General features: G+C 65.0%; 16 protein-coding genes, 1 tRNA gene and 1 pseudogene. 13 read left to right on the top strand and 5 right to left on the bottom strand.

Annotation, left to right across the window (positions count from 1 at the left end):
* Positions 1-7: 7 nt before the first annotated feature.
* Positions 8-1,204, top strand: a complete 1,197-nt coding sequence (carA, locus tag QQL87_RS18935; protein ID WP_284420243.1) for a glutamine-hydrolyzing carbamoyl-phosphate synthase small subunit — start codon at positions 8-10, stop codon at positions 1,202-1,204.
* Positions 1,205-1,338: 134 nt separating this feature from the next.
* Positions 1,339-1,833 (top strand): PaaI family thioesterase, encoded by a 495-nt coding sequence (locus QQL87_RS18930; RefSeq protein ID WP_284420244.1) that lies wholly within the window; start codon positions 1,339-1,341, stop codon positions 1,831-1,833.
* A gap of 12 nt (positions 1,834-1,845) precedes the next feature.
* Here the strand turns inward: QQL87_RS18930 and QQL87_RS18925 are convergent, their stop codons facing one another.
* Together QQL87_RS18925 and QQL87_RS18920 are read right to left on the bottom strand one after the other, a co-directional pair.
* The gene (locus tag QQL87_RS18925) at positions 1,846-3,432 is read right to left on the bottom strand and encodes an ABC transporter substrate-binding protein (RefSeq protein WP_284420245.1); all 1,587 of its coding nucleotides are present in this window, start codon (positions 3,430-3,432) and stop codon (positions 1,846-1,848) included.
* Between the two features lie 43 nt (positions 3,433-3,475).
* The gene (locus QQL87_RS18920) at positions 3,476-4,645 is read right to left on the bottom strand and encodes an ROK family transcriptional regulator (RefSeq protein WP_284420246.1); all 1,170 of its coding nucleotides are present in this window, start codon (positions 4,643-4,645) and stop codon (positions 3,476-3,478) included.
* A gap of 241 nt (positions 4,646-4,886) precedes the next feature.
* Here QQL87_RS18920 and QQL87_RS18915 point away from each other — a divergent pair, with 241 nt between their 5' ends.
* A complete protein-coding gene (locus QQL87_RS18915; RefSeq protein ID WP_284420247.1) occupies positions 4,887-5,417 on the top strand; it encodes a cupin domain-containing protein in 531 nt (176 codons plus the stop codon).
* On the opposite strand, the gene QQL87_RS18910 is transcribed toward QQL87_RS18915, so the two are convergent.
* A complete protein-coding gene (locus tag QQL87_RS18910) occupies positions 5,418-5,744 on the bottom strand; it encodes an ArsR/SmtB family transcription factor (protein ID WP_284420248.1) in 327 nt (108 codons plus the stop codon).
* A gap of 86 nt (positions 5,745-5,830) precedes the next feature.
* Between QQL87_RS18910 and QQL87_RS18905 the strand changes: the two genes are divergently transcribed.
* From QQL87_RS18905 to QQL87_RS37335, 4 genes and pseudogenes are all read left to right on the top strand, one after another.
* Positions 5,831-6,253 carry a YeeE/YedE family protein gene (locus tag QQL87_RS18905; RefSeq protein WP_284420368.1) on the top strand — a complete coding sequence of 141 codons (423 nt, stop codon included), beginning with the start codon at positions 5,831-5,833 and terminating at the stop codon, positions 6,251-6,253.
* Between the two features lie 7 nt (positions 6,254-6,260).
* Positions 6,261-6,713 (top strand): DUF6691 family protein, encoded by a 453-nt coding sequence (locus QQL87_RS18900; protein ID WP_284420249.1) that lies wholly within the window; start codon positions 6,261-6,263, stop codon positions 6,711-6,713.
* 29 nt (positions 6,714-6,742) lie between these two features.
* The gene (locus QQL87_RS18895) at positions 6,743-7,636 is read left to right on the top strand and encodes an MBL fold metallo-hydrolase (protein ID WP_284420250.1); all 894 of its coding nucleotides are present in this window, start codon (positions 6,743-6,745) and stop codon (positions 7,634-7,636) included.
* Positions 7,633-7,839 (top strand): annotated as a pseudogene (locus QQL87_RS37335) (hypothetical protein); the annotation flags it as partial. The gene QQL87_RS18895 and the pseudogene QQL87_RS37335, both read left to right, overlap by 4 nt.
* Positions 7,840-7,935: 96 nt before the next feature.
* Here QQL87_RS37335 and QQL87_RS18890 read toward each other — a convergent pair.
* Positions 7,936-8,463 (bottom strand): Dps family protein, encoded by a 528-nt coding sequence (locus QQL87_RS18890; protein WP_284420251.1) that lies wholly within the window; start codon positions 8,461-8,463, stop codon positions 7,936-7,938.
* A gap of 108 nt (positions 8,464-8,571) precedes the next feature.
* Here QQL87_RS18890 and QQL87_RS18885 point away from each other — a divergent pair, with 108 nt between their 5' ends.
* Together QQL87_RS18885 and QQL87_RS18880 are read left to right on the top strand one after the other, a co-directional pair.
* Positions 8,572-9,276 (top strand): class I SAM-dependent methyltransferase, encoded by a 705-nt coding sequence (locus tag QQL87_RS18885; protein ID WP_284420252.1) that lies wholly within the window; start codon positions 8,572-8,574, stop codon positions 9,274-9,276.
* Positions 9,277-9,367: 91 nt separating this feature from the next.
* Positions 9,368-9,444 (top strand) — tRNA-OTHER (locus tag QQL87_RS18880).
* A 54-nt stretch (positions 9,445-9,498) separates the two neighbouring features.
* Here QQL87_RS18880 and QQL87_RS18875 read toward each other — a convergent pair.
* A complete protein-coding gene (locus tag QQL87_RS18875) occupies positions 9,499-9,864 on the bottom strand; it encodes an ArsR/SmtB family transcription factor (RefSeq protein ID WP_284420253.1) in 366 nt (121 codons plus the stop codon).
* Positions 9,865-9,868: 4 nt separating this feature from the next.
* On the opposite strand from QQL87_RS18875, the gene QQL87_RS18870 reads away from it, so the two are divergent.
* The 4 genes from QQL87_RS18870 (at position 9,869) to QQL87_RS18855 (ending at position 16,096) form a co-directional block, all read left to right on the top strand.
* A complete protein-coding gene (locus tag QQL87_RS18870; protein ID WP_284424118.1) occupies positions 9,869-11,143 on the top strand; it encodes an MFS transporter in 1,275 nt (424 codons plus the stop codon).
* A gap of 162 nt (positions 11,144-11,305) precedes the next feature.
* Entirely contained in the window at positions 11,306-14,770 is a 3,465-nt protein-coding gene (gene carB / locus QQL87_RS18865) for a carbamoyl-phosphate synthase large subunit (RefSeq protein WP_284420255.1), read from the top strand.
* A gap of 208 nt (positions 14,771-14,978) precedes the next feature.
* Positions 14,979-15,455: a transcription elongation factor GreA gene (greA, locus tag QQL87_RS18860; RefSeq protein ID WP_284420256.1), complete on the top strand. Its 477-nt coding sequence runs from the start codon at positions 14,979-14,981 to the stop codon at positions 15,453-15,455.
* 236 nt (positions 15,456-15,691) lie between these two features.
* The gene (locus QQL87_RS18855; protein ID WP_284420257.1) at positions 15,692-16,096 is read left to right on the top strand and encodes a DoxX family protein; all 405 of its coding nucleotides are present in this window, start codon (positions 15,692-15,694) and stop codon (positions 16,094-16,096) included.
* Positions 16,097-16,143 lie beyond the last annotated feature (47 nt).

The following is a 16,143-nucleotide window of genomic DNA, read 5'->3' as shown; positions in this document are numbered from 1 at the left end:
GAGCCTCATGACACACATCGATACTGACGCCGCCTGGCCGGACCATAAACCGACCGCGCTCCTCGTGCTCGCCGATGGAACGGTGCTGGAAGGCTACGGCCTCGGCGCCGAAGGCCATGCCGTGGGCGAGGTCTGCTTCAACACCGCAATGACCGGCTATGAGGAGATCCTGACGGATCCGTCCTATGCCGGGCAGCTCATCACCTTTACCTTCCCGCATATCGGCAATGTCGGCACCAACGACGAGGATATCGAGACGGTGAACATGGCGGCGACGCCGGGCGCGCGTGGGGTGATCCTGCGCACCGCGATCACCGACCCGTCGAACTACCGCGCCAGCCGCCATCTCGACCAGTGGCTGCGCGCCCGTGGCATCATCGGGCTGTCGGGCATCGACACCCGCGCTTTGACCGCGCTGATCCGCTCCAAGGGCATGCCGAACGCCGTGATCGCTCACGCCAAGGACGGCAAATTCGATCTCGATGCCCTGAAGAAGCAGGCGCGGGAATGGCCGGGCCTCGAGGGCATGGACCTTGTGCCGATGGTCACCTCGGCGCAGCGTTTCAGCTGGGACGAGACCCCCTGGGTGTGGAACGAGGGCTTCGGCCAGCAGGCCCAGCCGGAGTTCAACGTCGTCGCGATCGACTACGGCATCAAGCGCAACATCCTGCGCCTGCTCGCCGGCGTCGGCTGCAAGATCACGGTGGTGCCGGCGACGACCTCGGCCGAGGACATCATGGCGCTGAAGCCGGATGGCGTGTTCCTCTCGAACGGTCCGGGCGATCCGGCCGCGACCGGCAAATATGCCGTGCCGGTCATCCAGCAGGTGATCGCCTCGGGCACGCCGACCTTCGGCATCTGCCTCGGCCATCAGATGCTCGGCCTCGCGGTCGGCGCCAAGACCAAGAAGATGCACCAGGGCCATCACGGCGCCAACCATCCGGTCAAGGACGAGACCACCGGCAAGGTCGAGATCACCTCGATGAACCACGGCTTCGCGGTCGACCAGGACACGCTGCCGTCAGGCGCGACGCAGACCCACATCTCGCTGTTCGACGGCTCCAACTGCGGCATCGCGCTGGAGGGCAAGCCGGTGTTCTCGGTGCAGTACCACCCGGAAGCCTCGCCCGGCCCGCGCGACTCGCACTATCTATTCCAGCGCTTCGCCGAGCTGATGCGCGAGAAGAAGCGCAGCGCGGCCTGAGGCCGAACGCCTGATCGACATCGAATGCCCGGGCCGCGTCCCGGGCATTTTCTTGTGATGCGTCGGATCGGCCGGGGACTCGCTCTGCGGCTCGCTTCATTGTATGATAACCATCATTCCTTTAGGAGACCGGTATGAACGACAGGATTGCAGACGGGAGGGAGTTCGGCGTGGTGCCGCTGTCGGTGCTAGCGTCGATGCCCGGGCTCGATTTCGTGCGGGGCGTTTTCGCAGACACCCTGCCGCAGCCGCCGATCATGCAGTTCGTCCAGCCGTTCGATTGCACCGCCGAGGCCGGCCATGTCGTGATGCACAGCGTGCCGGGATTGCGGCACTACAACCCGATCGGCTCGGTGCATGGCGGCTACGCCGCGATCCTGCTGGATTCGGCCATGGGGCTTGCCGTTCAGACGATGTGCCCGAAGGGCAGCGGCTACACCACGCTGGAGTTCAAGATCTCCTTCATCAAGGCGATGACGGACACGACCGGCACGGTGAGGACCGAAGGCAAGACGCTGTCCTTCGGCCGCCGCGCCGCGACGGCCGAAGCACGCATCACCGATTCGCAAGGCCGCCTGCTGGCGCATGCCACGACGACCTGCCTGGTGTTCGAGCTGCCGAAGGCCTAGCTCGGCGGAGCCTCACTTGCGGGCGACGTTCCAGTACACCGGCGCAGGTGGATTGAGGATGCCGGTCAGGTCGGCGCGCGCGGCGCGGAACTGATAGGCCACGGCGATCGGGATGTACGGCACCGTCTGCACGGCGCGCAGTTGGATCTGCTCGGCCAGCGCCTTGCGCTCGGCGATGTCGGCGGAATCGCCGAAGGCGCCGCGCAGCTTCTCGATCTCGGCATCGCACGGCCAGCCGAACCACGCCTTCTCGCAGTTCGAGCGCAGCCCGAGATGGCTGATCGGCAGCATCATGTCGAGACCGCCGGGGCCGGAGATGAAGATCGACCAGCCGCCCTGCCCTACCGGCTCTTTCTTGGTCCGGCGGCTCACCACCGTCGCCCAGTCCATCGCCTGGACGTCGACCTTGAAGCCGGCCGCCTTGAGCTGCTGCTCGGCGACGAGGCTCGCGGGATGGATCTGCGCATTCTCCGAGGCGTCGAGGATCACGACCGGCGTGCCGTCATAGCCGCTCTCGCGCAGCAGCGTCTTCGCCTTCTCCAGGTCGAACGACGGGAAGCCGGCTTCCGTGTAGTAGGGCGAGGAGCAGATGTAGAACGACTTGCAGGCCTTGATCGCCCCGCCCTCACCGCCGCCCCAGGCCTCGATATAGTCCTTCGGGTTCACGGCAAGCAGCGCGGCCTTGCGAATGGCGGGATTGTCGAATGGCGGCTGGGTCGAGTTCAGGCGGATCTGCTGCGCTACGCCGATCTCGTCCTGGTTGGAGACGACCACGTTCTTGCCGGCCTTCGCCACCGGAACGAGATCGGTCGGAATGTCCTCGGCGATATCGAGCTCGCCCTTCTTCAGCGCGTCGAGCGCGGTCTGCTGGTCGGGAATGATCAGCCATTCGACGCGGTCGAACTTGACGACCTTGCCGCCGGCGAGGCCCGACGGTGGTTCGGCGCGAGGCACGTAATGCGGGTTCTTGAGGAACACCAGCTTGGAGCCCGGCACCCATTCATCCTTCTTGAAGATGAAGGGGCCCGATCCGGTCTGGTCCGCGAGCGGCTGACCCGCCGCGGTGCTGGCAATGACCTTGGCCGGAACGATGAAGGGCACCGGCGCGCCCGGCTTGGCGAGCGCGTCGAGCACGAAGCCCCATGGTTCCTTCAAGGTCAGCGTGAAGGTCTTGGCGTCGACGACCTCCCATGACGCGCCATGGGCATTCAGCATCTGCCCCATCGCATCGGTCTGGCTCCAGCGCTTGAGCGAGGCCACGACGTCATCCGGCGTCACGCTCTGCCCATCGCCGAACTTCAGCCCGTCGCGCAGCTTGAAGGTCCACAGCTTGCGGTCCGCGGAATTGGTCCAGCTGTCCACCATCTGCGGCTTGACCTGGAGCTTGTCGTCGACCGTGAACAGCGTGTCGTAGATCATGTAGCCGAAATTGCGCGCGATCGAATCCGCGGCAATGGTCGGATCGAGCACCTTGAGATCTCCCGACGGCTTCACCTTCAGCACGGTTTCCGCGCGCGCGAGCGTCGCCGGCAAAGCAGCGGTCAGGCAGAGCACAGCGCCTGCCAGGGCTCGGCCGATCAGAACTTGGCGTCGTTTCATCATTCCCTCCATGATCGTCGGACGTGAAGAGTGCCGACGTGTGTCAACTCGAGATCAATTGCCGTCCCCGCGCACGACGCTCGCCGCTGCGCCGGATGAACGAGAAGGCGGCGAGCGCCAGTCCTGAGACGGGTTCGCGGCCCAGGCTCGCATTGGAGAAGGTGAGCGCGACGCGTTGCAGACCGCCCAGGCGCGACTGGCCGATGGCCTCCAAGACGACCGCGCGATCATCGGCGGGCAGAGCCCCCGGCCATCCGGCAATGACGACGTTGCGCTGGCGGTTGAGATTGAGCGCGTTGCCGATCGCAAGGCCCAGCCTGCCGAGGCGCATCCGGATCGCCGCTCTCGCTTCCGCGGAGATGCGATAGTCATCAGGCCAGCGATCGCCGCGGCCAATCAGGTCACTTTCCGGCACCTTCAGAATGTCCGCCAGCGCCACGGTCGACACATGGGTTTCGAGGCAGCCGGCGTGCCCGCAGCGGCACCGGCCGCCGGAGGGGTCGATCACCACGTGGCCGATTTCGCAGGTCTCGACATCGCCGCTTTCGGCAAGTTCGTCGACGATGGCGGCGCCGACACCATGGCCGACGAAGACGAAGAAATACGACCCGCCGAGCACACCCGTGCCCATCTGCAGCCGGTGGCCCACGGCGCGAGCGACCATCGAATTGGTCCATCGCGCCGGCGTTTCCGGCAGCTTGCGCTGGCAGAGATCGGCAAGCGCGGGGACATCCAGCGCAACGATGGGGCTGGCGCGCAGATCGGGGTCGTAGCCCGGAATCGAGACCGCCAATTGCTCCAGCGCGATACCGCGCGGTGTAGCCCAGGCCGCGAGGTCACAGACGGCCCGGGTCACCGTCGCATCGACATCGGCGGCGCCCAGGCCATCGGCCAAGTCGTATTGCTCCGCATACAGCGTGTCGCCGGCCAGCGTGCCAACGGCGGAATAGAGACGGTTGTTGGAGATTTCGATCGCAGCGACGGAGATCTGGTTGCTCAAGGTGATGAACAGGCTCGGGCCGCCGCGATAGGGCGCCGCCCGCCGGGTCTCCTGGATCACGCCCTCGGACTTCAGATCGCTGATGATGCGCGAGATGCTGGCCTCGGTGAGCGCAACCCCCTGCGCCAGATCCGGCCGGAAAGAGCCCCCGGAGCACCAGAGGTAACCAAGGATTGCAGATCTCGTATCGTGCCGACTGCGAATGAGCCGCACGCCGCCCTCCCCGCTCATTCTTACTTATTGTAAGGATGCTATTCAGCGGAGCCGGATGTGTCAATCGGCGGGTGCGCCGCGGGCCGCATCTTCAGCAGGGTCGTCTATGCCCGCGCTCGGCAATCCAGCCGCGGCAACGAGCTTCGTTGCGAGGAGGCTGCTCCAGGATCGTTCGGTGGTCCCTGGAACCTTCGCGGTGGCCACCGTGTTCAGACGATGACCCCATCCGTCGGGAGGCTCCATGGCGCCTGTCGCAAGCAGCACCGAACCGATCAGCATCATGTTTGCTGACGACGGCATCGTGCCCAACAATCCCATGCCGTTCCTGGTCTACAAGCGGGCCACCGACCTCGATCGCGCAGATCCGGCTGCAACCATCGAGCGCTTGTTCGCCCGCAACGGCTGGGGCGACATGTGGCGCAACGGCGTCTACGACTACCTGCACTATCACGCGACGGTGCATGAGGCCCTTGGCGTCGCCAGTGGCACGGCGCGGGTCCGGTTCGGCGGCGATCAGGGCCGCGAGCTGGAGCTGTCGCCGGGTGATATTGCCATCCTGCCGGCCGGCACCGGACACCAATGCCTCTCGGCCAGCGAGGATTTCTGCATCGTCGGCGCCTATCCACCCGGACCGAAGATGCAGATCACACGGCCGACGAAGGAGAACCACGCACGTGCCTTGCAGATGATCCCGGATGTGCCGCTGCCCAAAACCGATCCGGTCCTGGGCGCAGGCGGGCCGCTCACCCGCCTGTGGCGCAGCGCGCGCTGATCAGGCGCAGTACAACCGGTAGAGGGTCTGCAGAATCTCGCGGACCTCGTGGCTCGCCAGCCGGTAATAGATGGTCTGACCGTCGCGCCGCGTTGCCACCAGATCGAGCGCCCGCATCATGGCGAGGTGCTGCGACAACGCCGCCTGTCGCAAGCCGACCTGCTCGGCCAATTCACCGACGGCGCGTTCACCTTCGATCAGGTTGCAGAGCACCATCAGCCGCTTCGGATTCGCCATCGCCGTAAGCAGACGAGCAGCCTCTTCCGCCTTGTCTTCCAGGCGGGCCATGGAGGCGACCTGGGGCTTGCGACCGGCACGTGCTGTCATGATTGTTACTACTCTATTTTCGTATATAAGCAATAATGCAAATGAAAGCGGATGGCAACGCGCGGGCGACCAGGAACCAGGACGAGATGATCAGCGAGCATACATTCATTGCGGCGCTCACCGGCGGCGCCCTCATCGGCGTTTCCGCCGTCATGATGATGGCCCTGACCGGCCGGGTGGCCGGGGTCAGCGGAATTGCCGCGCGGCTGCTGCCGCCATGGGACGGCGCAATCGCTGGGCGGTTCGCGTTCATCCTCGGCCTGCTGGCCGCCACCCTTGTTGTCCGGCTCGCGACGGGCAGCCTGCCGCCCCTCACGCTCGAGGCGGGCACGATCGATCTGGTGCTGGCCGGACTGCTGGTCGGCTTCGGCGCAGTGCTGGGGAATGGCTGTACGTCCGGCCACGGGGTGTGCGGATTGGCCGGCCTGTCACGGCGGTCAATGGTGGCCACGCTGGTGTTCATGGCCACCGCGATCGCCACGACCTTCCTTGCGCGGCATATGGCGTGAGGGTGCGATGACCATTCTGACCCAGTTCGTCATCGGACTCGTGTTTGGTCTTGGACTGTTGCTGTCGGGAATGTCCAACCCTGAGAAGGTGCTGGACTTCCTCGACCTGACGGCCATCCGTTCCGGCGGCTGGGATCCGAGCCTGGCGTTCGTGATGGCGGGTGCGGTCACCGTGACCTTCCTGGGATTCCGCGCCATCTTCCGGTGGAAGCGTCCGATGTTCGATGATCGCTTTCATGTGCCGCCCTCGCAACCGCTCGACTGGAAGATCGTGATCGGCCCCGCCCTCTTCGGCATCGGCTGGGGTCTCGCCGGCATCTGCCCGGGACCGGCCTTCGTGGCGCTTGGCTACGGCTCGCCTGCGATCGTCCTGTTCGTGATTGCCATGTTGATGGGCATGGCCGCGGCCCGCACGCTCGCGCGCAGCCTGCCATCGTTCGCCGCCGCCGATTCGGAATGAGCAAGAAGCGCGCTACGACGGAGGTTCAAATGTCCAGCATCCCGCATCCGGTCGATCTCTCCTTGAAGCCCGACGTCACACCGTTCTTCGATCCCGCCACCAACACGGTCAGCTACGTGGTCAAGGACCCGAACTCGTCCGCTTGCGCGGTGATCGACTCGGTCATGGACATCGACTATGCGTCCGGACGCATCGCACCGACCTCCGCCGACAAGATCATTGGCCTGATCCAGGAGCATGGCTGGCAGCTCGAATGGCTGATCGAAACCCATGTCCATGCCGATCATCTGTCGGCCGCTCCCTACATCCAGTCGAAGCTGGGCGGCAGGATCGGCATCGGCGCCAACATCAGGATCGTGCAGGAAACCTTCGGCAAGATCTTCAACGAAGGCTCCGAGTTTCAGCGCGACGGCAGCCAGTTCGACCGCCTGTTCCAGGATGGCGACTGCTACGGGATCGGCGGGATGACCGCGTTCGCGATGCATACGCCGGGTCATACACCGGCCTGCATGACCCATGTGATCGGCGATGCCGCCTTCGTCGGCGATACGCTGTTCATGCCCGATGGCGGCTCGGCACGGGCCGACTTCCCGGGCGGCGATGCGCGCACGCTGTATCGCTCGATTCGCCGGGTGCTGCAGCTGCCTGACGCGACGCGGCTGTTCATGTGCCACGATTACGGCCCCAACGGCCGCGACATCCGCTGGGAAACGACTGTCGCCGAGCAGCGCGCGCACAACATTCACGTCCGCGACGGCATCAGCGAAGACCAGTTCGTCGCCGCGCGCGAGGCGCGTGACCGCACGCTGGACATGCCCAGGCTGATTATCCCATCGCTGCAGGTGAACATGAAGGCCGGGCAATTGCCGCGCGCCGACGCCAGCGGACGCCGGTTTCTCAAAGTCCCGCTGAACGCCCTCTGACCGGCGAAGACGGATCCTCGCGCAGATCGACAGCTCTGGTCGGACTCATACTCGGCCCGATCGGTAGCGGCCGGTCGGCACTGGCGGTGCCGCTGATGATCGATCCGGTGGGGATCAGCAGCCCTCACGTTGCGATCGGAACGAGCGCCTTAGCCGTCAACGTCTACCTCAGCCTGATCGCGATCAGCGCGGCTGGCCAGCTGGCGAGATCGTCGCCTCGGGAAGCCGACATGCACGCAAGTCCGAGGGCCGCGCCACTTCGCCGCGTCGCGCCCCTCAGACCATGTCCGGCGATCAGCTCAAGCGGCGTTGCTGCCTTCCTGGCGGCTGGCTTCGAACAGGAACCAGGTGCGGCGCTCAGTCTCGTCGATGAAGGTCTCCAGCAGCCCCGCGGTCGCCGGATCGTCATTGTCGTCGCACAGCCCGTGAGCCTTCCGCATCGCGGCGGCGATGTGCTTGTTGTCTTCCATCAACTCCCGCAGCATCTCGCGCGGCGGCACATACTCCTCGTTGTTGTCCTTGATGGTCTGCAGCTTGCTGATCTGGCTGACCGATTTCAGCGTGGTGCCACCGAGCTTGCGCACCCGCTCGGCCAGTTGGTCGGTGGTGGCGAAGATCGCGTCAGACTGCTCGTCCAGCATCTCATGGTAGTCGTGAAAATGCCGGCCGCTGACGTGCCAATGGAAGTTCTTGGTCTTGAGATAGAGCGCGAAAGCGTCGGCGAGCAGGGTATTCAGGGCCGTCGAAATCTTGTTCACGGCGTCCGGCGACAGATCGGTCGGGGTGTCGAGCTCGGGGGCAGTCTTGTCGGTCTTTGCTTTACTCACGGCTTAACCTTCCTGTTAGAAGCAGCGATGGACACGGGTGATCGGACCCGTTAACGCTCGCTCACCCCTCCAGTTCCGATCAAGGAACTGTGTTTGCCGGAACCCGCCATGGACGATTGGATCGATTATTACGATTCCACGCACACGATCTATGCGAGCAAGCTGCATCGCGACCTGCACTTCCAGGTGATCGCGCGCGACATCGTCGGCTACATCCCCTCGCCCGATGCGGTGGTCCTCGACTATTCCTGCGGTGAAGCGCTGTCGGCTGCCAAGGTTGCCGAGGCCTGCATGACACTGATTCTGGCCGAGCCTGCGCCTGGCGTGCGTGGGCGGCTGATCGCGCGCTTCGCTCCCAACACCAAGATCCGCGTGCGCTCGCTCGACGAGTTGCGCAACATGCAGGAAGCCTCGATCGACCTCGTCGTCATGAACTCGGTCGCGCAGTACATGAACGAGGCCGAGTTCGACACCGCCCTCACCATCATCAGGCGGCTGCTCAAGCCGTCGGGAAAGTTCGTTCTCGGCGACGTCCTGCGTCCGGACGTCGGCATGGCCCGCGACGTGCTGGCGCTGCTGATGTTCGCGGCGCGCAACGGCTTCCTCAAGGACGCGCTGGTCGGACTGGTCGCGACGGCCTTGTCCGATTACCGACAGATGCGCAGCAAGGTCGGCCTGCAGCGCTACAGCGAGGCCGACATTCTGGCGAGGCTCACCAAGGCCAGGCTCAGCGCGGTCCGGGCGCCCAAGAATATCGGCTACAATCGCTGGCGCATGACGTTCGTGGCGCGCCCGGCGCCTGGAACTCCCTGAGACCCCAACGCACGGCCACATCCGGCAACACAGTTAGGGTTAACTGAAATACAGGGCTGGCTCAGGAGCCCGTGAGAGGTAAGATCGCCTCGGCCCGGTGGCGGAAGCTACGACGCGAAGAGCGGTGCAACGCTCTTGAACCTGGTTCAAGTCCAGGCCGGGCCTCCAACCGCCGCAACTCGGGGCGGCAGCTGCAGAATGCGCGGCGCGAAGTCCGACCTCTCACCCCTCCGTCACGATCTCACAATCCGGCAGTTGCAGCCGCTCGGCATCACGCGCCGCAGCCGCGATGATCGAATCCAGCAGGCCGGGAAACCGCAACTCCAGATCGTCGCGCCGCAGTCGCATGAAGCGCGTCGTGCCGGCGATGCGGGTCTGAATCAATCCCGCCTCACGCAGCCTGGCAAAGTGGTAGGCGAGATTGGATTTGCCGCTCAGGGCGTTGAAGTCGCCGCAGCGCATCTCAGCCGGCTGCTCCTGCTTTGCCAGGCTGTAGACGATCGCGAGACGGATCGGGTCGCTGAGACAATCCAGCAGCAGGGGCAGCTCGATCTGGTCACGGGTCGGATGGTGCGGCGCTCGGCTCATTCTGATGATCATAGGGAGCAAGGACGCTCGGTTCAATGTTCAATATATTTTGAACCAATTGACAAGGGCCGCTTGTGGGCTCACTAGTTCAACGACTATTGAACAATGTGAGACTGTCATGCCCGTGGTCTGGCTCGCCTTGGCGACATTTGCGATCGGCACCGAGGCCTTCGTGATCGCAGGCCTTCTGCCGGCGATCTCGTCGGATCTCGGCATTTCCGCGCCCGCTGCAGGACAGCTCGTGACAGCCTATTCGCTCGCTTATGCGATCGGCTCGCCGCTGCTGGCGGTGCTGTTCAACAATGTCGATCGCAAGATGGCGTTGGCGATGGCGTTGTCGGCCTTCATCGCCGGCAACCTGCTCGCCATCGTCGCTCCCGGCTTCCTTCTGCTGATGGCCTCGCGCGTTCTGATGGCTCTGGGGGCCGGGCTTTGTACGCCGACCGCGATGGGGATCGCAGTGGCGATCTCCGCGCCCGAGCGGCGCGGCCGCGCGGTCGCGCTGGTGACATCGGGCGTGACCGTTGCAACCGTGATCGGCGTGCCGCTCGGAACGTTCGTGGGCAATCAGGTCACGTGGCGTGCGACCTTCGGGCTCGTCGCAGCGCTTGGCGCGCTCGCTTTGGTGGGCGTGCTGCTGCGCCTGCCGCGCAACCTGCCGGCCACGACCGCAAGCTTCGCCGACCGTCTCGCGGTCGCGCGCCACGAATCCGTCGTCTATGCCATCCTGACCACGATGCTGTGGGCCATCGGCGGCCTGACGGTGTTCACCTATCTCGCAGTTCCCCTGCAGCTCATCGGGTTCAGCTCGAGCGACGTCAGCCTCGCGCTCCTGGTATTCGGCTGCGCCGCCGCGGTCGGCAACATGCTGGGCGGCCACCTCGCCGACCGGCTCGGGCCGATACCGACGATGGCGATGAGCCTCTTCGGGATGGCGATGGCATTGGTGCTGCTGTCGGCGGCGTTGAAGGTGGCCGCTCCCGACCTGGGCCGCTATCTCGTGCTGCTGCCGGTCTTCGCCTGGGGGATCTGCGGCTGGAGCTTCTTTCCGGCCCAGGCCGCGAGCCTGATCCGCATCGAGCCCCAGGCTGCGACCATCGCCCTGTCGCTCAATGCGTCGTTCATGTATCTGGGGTTTGCGATCGGGGGCGCGCTCGGCGGGATCGTCCTGTCCACCGCGGCGCCTGCCGACCTCGGCTGGGTCGGCGGCCTCAGCGTCGGGGCCGGACTGGCCGTTCTTGTCGGTCGTTACCGGCGGGAGCGCCTCAAAGTCGCGTAAAATTGCCCGTTGATGGCGATCTAAGGCCCTTTTCGCTCAGAGGAAACTGGTCTAAAGACCGCTCGCGCGCGAGGACTGGTCGCGCCTTGGCCTTACGGGACGCGCGTATGCGCGCCCTTTTTTTGTGCCCAATTCCCTGCCGTGTCTTGCCCGTGAGCCTGAATGCCGAAACGAACCGACATCTCCACCATCCTGATCATTGGCGCCGGTCCGATCGTGATCGGCCAGGCCTGCGAGTTCGACTATTCGGGCACGCAGGCGGTGAAGGCGCTGAAGGAGGAGGGCTATCGCGTCGTCCTCGTCAATTCCAATCCGGCGACGATCATGACCGATCCGGATCTGGCTGACGCGACCTATATCGAGCCGATCACGCCCGAGATCGTCGCCAAGATCATCGAGAAGGAACGCCACGTCATCCCCGGCGGCTTCGCGCTGCTGCCGACCATGGGCGGGCAGACCGCGCTGAACTGCGCGCTGTCGCTGCGCCGGCAGGGCACGCTGGAGAAGTTCGACGTCGAGATGATCGGCGCCACCGCTGACGCGATCGACAAGGCGGAAGACCGCCAGCTGTTCCGCAACGCGATGGAGAAGATCGGGCTGCAGACGCCGAAGTCGCGGCTGGCCAACGCCTCCGCGCTGAAGAAGCAGTATCGCGACAAATATCTCGCCGAGCGCGAGAAGCTCCAGGGCGCCGCACGCGACGAGCTCGACCGGCAGTGGACGCTCGGCGAGAACGAGCGCCGCAAGCGCTACCAGGAGCATGCGCTCGGCCAGGCGCTGATGGCGCTGTCCGAGATCGGCCTCCCCGCCATCATCCGTCCGTCCTTCACGATGGGCGGCACCGGCGGCGGCATCGCCTACAACAAGGAAGAATATCTCGACATCATCGAGCGCGGTCTCGACGCCTCGCCCACCAACGAAGTGCTGATCGAAGAATCGGTGCTGGGGTGGAAGGAGTACGAGATGGAGGTGGTCCGCGACAAAAAGGACAACTGCATCATCGTCTGCTCGATCGAGAACCTCGATCCGATGGGCGTGCACACCGGCGACTCGATCACGGTCGCGCCGGCGCTGACCTTGACGGACAAGGAATACCAGATCATGCGCGACGCCTCGCTGGCGGTGCTGCGCGAGATCGGCGTCGAGACCGGCGGCTCCAACGTGCAGTTCGGCGTCAATCCGGCCGACGGCCGCATGGTCGTGATCGAGATGAATCCACGGGTCTCTCGTTCATCGGCCCTCGCTTCCAAGGCGACGGGATTCCCGATCGCCAAGGTCGCCGCCAAGCTCGCGGTCGGCTACACGCTGGACGAGATCGCCAACGACATCACCGGCGGCGCGACCCCAGCCTCGTTCGAGCCGACGATCGACTACGTCGTCACCAAGATTCCCCGTTTTGCCTTCGAGAAATTCCCGGGCGCCTCGACCACGCTGACGACCTCGATGAAATCGGTCGGCGAGGTGATGGCGATCGGCCGCACCTTCCAGGAAAGCCTGCAGAAGGCCCTGCGCGGGCTCGAGACCGGTCTGACCGGCCTCGATGAAATCGAGATCGACGGTCTCGGCCGCGGTGACGACAAGAACGCGATCCGGGCTGCGCTCGGCACGCCGACGCCGAACCGCCTGCTGCAGGTGGCGCAGGCGATGCGGCTGGGCTGGTCGAACGAGGACATCTTCAACTCCTGCAAGATCGACCCCTGGTTCCTGGCGCAGATGCGCGGGATCGTCGAGATGGAGGACAAGGTCCGCCGGCACGGCCTGCCGCCGAACGCCAGCGGCATGCGCACGCTGAAAGCGACGGGCTTCTCCGACGCGCGGCTCGCCGTGCTGGCCAACACCACCGAAGCCGAGGTCGCGGCCAAGCGCCATGCACTCGGCGTGCGTCCCGCATTCAAGCGCATCGACACCTGCGCCGCCGAGTTCGCCTCGCCCACCGCCTACATGTATTCGACCTACGAAACGCCGTTCGCGGGCGAGCTTGCCGACGAGAGCGCGCCGTCCGACAGGAAGAAGGTCATCATTCTCGGCGGCGGTCCGAACCGGATCGGCCAGGGCATCGAGTTCGACTATTGCTGCTGCCATGCCTGCTTCGCGCTCGCCGATGCCGGCTATGAGACCATCATGGTCAACTGCAATCCGGAGACGGTGTCGACCGACTACGACACCGCCGACCGGCTGTATTTCGAGCCGCTGACGGCCGAGGACGTGCTCGAGATCATCGCTACCGAGCGCAAGAACGGCACCGTGCACGGCGTCATCGTGCAGTTCGGCGGCCAGACGCCGCTCAAGCTCGCACGCGCGCTCGAGGCGGCCGACGTGCCGATCCTCGGCACCTCGCCGGAAGCGATCGACCTCGCCGAGGACCGTGACCGCTTCAAGCGCGTGCTCGACAAGCTGCATCTGAAACAGCCGAAGAACGGCATTGCCTATTCGGTCGAGCAGGCGCGCCTGGTCGCAGCCGACCTCGGCCTGCCGCTGGTGGTGCGCCCGTCCTATGTGCTCGGCGGCCGCGCCATGCAGATCATCCGCGAGGACAACCAGCTCAGCGACTACCTGCTCGGCACGCTGCCCGAGCTGGTGCCCGCCGACGTCAAGGCTCGCTATCCGAACGACAAGACCGGCCAGATCAACACCGTGCTCGGCAAGAACCCGCTGCTGTTCGACCGCTATCTGTCGGATGCCACCGAGATCGACGTCGACTGCCTGTCCGATGGCAAGGACACGTTCATCGTCGGCATCATGGAGCACATCGAGGAGGCCGGCATCCATTCGGGCGATTCCGCCTGCTCGCTGCCGCCGCATTCGCTCGACGAGGCCACCATCGCCGAGCTGGAGCGGCAGACCCGTGAGCTCGCGCTCGGGCTCGACGTGGTCGGTCTGATGAACGTGCAATATGCGATCAAGGACGGCACCATCTACGTGCTCGAGGTCAATCCCCGCGCCTCGCGTACGGTGCCCTTCGTCGCCAAGGTGGTCGGCACGCCGGTCGCCAAGATCGCGGCGCGCATCATGGCGGGCGAAAAGCTCGCCGATTTCGGCCTGACCAAGCGGGCGCTCAAGCATGTCGGCGTCAAGGAATCGGTCTTCCCGTTCGCCCGCTTCCCCGGCGTCGACACCGTGCTCGGCCCGGAGATGCGCTCGACCGGCGAGGTGATGGGCATCGACCGCTCCTTCGCGGTGGCCTTTGCCAAGAGCCAGCTCGGCGGCGGCACACGCGTGCCGCGCAAGGGCACCGTGTTCGTGTCAGTGCGCGAGAGCGACAAGGGCCGCATCACCGAGGTGGTCCGGATGCTGCACGAGCTCGGCTTCAGGGTCGTCGCGACCTCGGGCACCCAGCGCTTCCTGGTCGATCAGGGTGTCCCGGCCGAGAAGATCAACAAGGTCCTGGAAGGGCGGCCCCACATCGTGGACGCCATCACCAATGGTGACATCCAGCTGGTCTTCAACACCACGGAAGGCCCGCAGGCGCTGGCCGACAGCCGATCGCTGCGGCGCGCTGCCCTCTTGCATAAAGTGCCATATTACACCACTCTTTCGGGTGCCGTGGCGGCTGCGCAAGGCATCCGTGCCTATCTCGGGGGAGACCTTGAGGTCCGCACCCTGCAGAGTTACTTTTCCGAAAACTAGTCGCGTCGCGCGGGCAAACGCCCGCTAAGCAGTTGGCAATGATCGGAAATGAAGCGTCCCGGCAGGAACTCGCCGCGCGGTTTGATGTTGGTCCGGCCCTTGACGGGTCGCTATCATCGGGCCGAGCGGCTATGCTTGGGCTGTAAAGGCCTGTTCTGGAGATGCTGATCGTGCGCGCTTTGCCCGCACGACTGAAGGACGAGAAGAGATGGTGGAAAAGGTTCCGATGACTGCGGGCGGCTACGCCGCGCTGGAGACCGAGCTGAAGCAGCGACAGTCGGTGGACCGCCCGCGCATCATCGAGCACATCGCCGAAGCGCGCTCGCATGGCGATTTGTCGGAGAACGCGGAGTATCACGCCGCCAAGGAAGAGCAGTCGCACAATGAGGGCCGCATCGCCGAGCTCGAGGACAAGCTCGCGCGCGCCGACATCATCGACGTCGCCAAGCTCTCCGGCGACACGATCAAGTTCGGCGCGACCGTGACCCTGATCGACGAGGACACCGAGAAGAAGACGGTGTGGCAGATCGTCGGTGAGGTCGAGGCGGATGCCAAGAAGGGAAAGATCTCGATCACCTCGCCGGTTGCCCGCGCGCTGATCGGCAAGAAAATGGGGACGACCGTCGAGGTCATGGCCCCCGGCGGCGCCAAGTCCTATGAGATCGCCAAGGTCGAGTGGCGCTGAGACCAGCGGTTGCAGGCTCGAAGCGAGGGCCGCGCCGATGCGCGGCCCTTTGTCGTTAGGAGCGCCGCTTCACGGTCCCCTGGTCGACCGTACACGGTCAATTCATCGGTTACCCCAGGCACACCATCGTGACGGGGTTACCGTAATCGGCTAGTGCAGAGCCGACGAGCCGTGCTGCAACGATCGGTCCGGTCATCGTCGCATCATGATGACTTTGATTTGGGGGATGATCAGACATGGAGCAGATGCTCTCGAAATGGCAACCGGCTGTGCTCAGCCTGTTTCGCTTCATCACGGGCTTGCTGTTGTTTCAGTACGGCGTGGCGAAGATCTTCAAGTTTCCGGTGGTTCCGTATTTCGCAAACATTCCCCCGCTGATCTATACGGCCGGCATGGTCGAGCTCGTGCTGGGCGGGCTGCTGATGGTGGGCCTGCTCACGCGCCCCGTCGCGTTCATCCTCTCGGGCCAGATGGCCTTCGCGTATTTCCTCGGTCACATGTTCAAGACCGGCGAGCCGGTCTGGCTGCCGCTTCTGAACAATGGCACGGCGGCGATCGCATTCTGCTTCTCGTGCCTGTATCTCGCGACAGCCGGCGGCGGGCCGATCAGCCTGGACGCGCTGCTGCGCAAGAAGGCGTAGGCGCTCGCGCGATTCGTCGTCATTCCGGGGCGCCTCGAAGGGGCGAC

The organism is Bradyrhizobium sp. SSBR45G, assembly GCF_030159255.1.
In the GTDB taxonomy this organism is placed as follows: Bacteria; Pseudomonadota; Alphaproteobacteria; order Rhizobiales; family Xanthobacteraceae; genus Bradyrhizobium.
Note: the sequence above shows the minus strand (reverse complement) of the source record. Positions and strands in the feature narration are given on the sequence as shown.

Excerpts from the sequence above, each read along its gene's own strand:
- QQL87_RS18875 (WP_284420253.1), bottom strand. The coding sequence starts at position 9,864 with ATGAGCCGAGCGCCGCACCATCCGACCCGTGACCAGATCGAGCTGCCC.
- carB (WP_284420255.1), top strand. The coding sequence starts at position 11,306 with ATGCCGAAACGAACCGACATCTCCACCATCCTGATCATTGGCGCCGGT.
- QQL87_RS18915 (WP_284420247.1), top strand. The coding sequence starts at position 4,887 with ATGGCGCCTGTCGCAAGCAGCACCGAACCGATCAGCATCATGTTTGCT.
- QQL87_RS18895 (WP_284420250.1), top strand. The coding sequence starts at position 6,743 with ATGTCCAGCATCCCGCATCCGGTCGATCTCTCCTTGAAGCCCGACGTC.
- QQL87_RS18870 (WP_284424118.1), top strand. The coding sequence starts at position 9,869 with ATGATCATAGGGAGCAAGGACGCTCGGTTCAATGTTCAATATATTTTG.
- greA (WP_284420256.1), top strand. The coding sequence starts at position 14,979 with ATGGTGGAAAAGGTTCCGATGACTGCGGGCGGCTACGCCGCGCTGGAG.
- QQL87_RS18855 (WP_284420257.1), top strand. The coding sequence starts at position 15,692 with ATGGAGCAGATGCTCTCGAAATGGCAACCGGCTGTGCTCAGCCTGTTT.
- QQL87_RS18930 (WP_284420244.1), top strand. The coding sequence starts at position 1,339 with ATGAACGACAGGATTGCAGACGGGAGGGAGTTCGGCGTGGTGCCGCTG.
- QQL87_RS18905 (WP_284420368.1), top strand. The coding sequence starts at position 5,831 with ATGATCAGCGAGCATACATTCATTGCGGCGCTCACCGGCGGCGCCCTC.
- QQL87_RS18910 (WP_284420248.1), bottom strand. The coding sequence starts at position 5,744 with ATGACAGCACGTGCCGGTCGCAAGCCCCAGGTCGCCTCCATGGCCCGC.
- QQL87_RS18900 (WP_284420249.1), top strand. The coding sequence starts at position 6,261 with ATGACCATTCTGACCCAGTTCGTCATCGGACTCGTGTTTGGTCTTGGA.
- QQL87_RS18885 (WP_284420252.1), top strand. The coding sequence starts at position 8,572 with ATGGACGATTGGATCGATTATTACGATTCCACGCACACGATCTATGCG.
- QQL87_RS18925 (WP_284420245.1), bottom strand. The coding sequence starts at position 3,432 with ATGAAACGACGCCAAGTTCTGATCGGCCGAGCCCTGGCAGGCGCTGTG.
- carA (WP_284420243.1), top strand. The coding sequence starts at position 8 with ATGACACACATCGATACTGACGCCGCCTGGCCGGACCATAAACCGACC.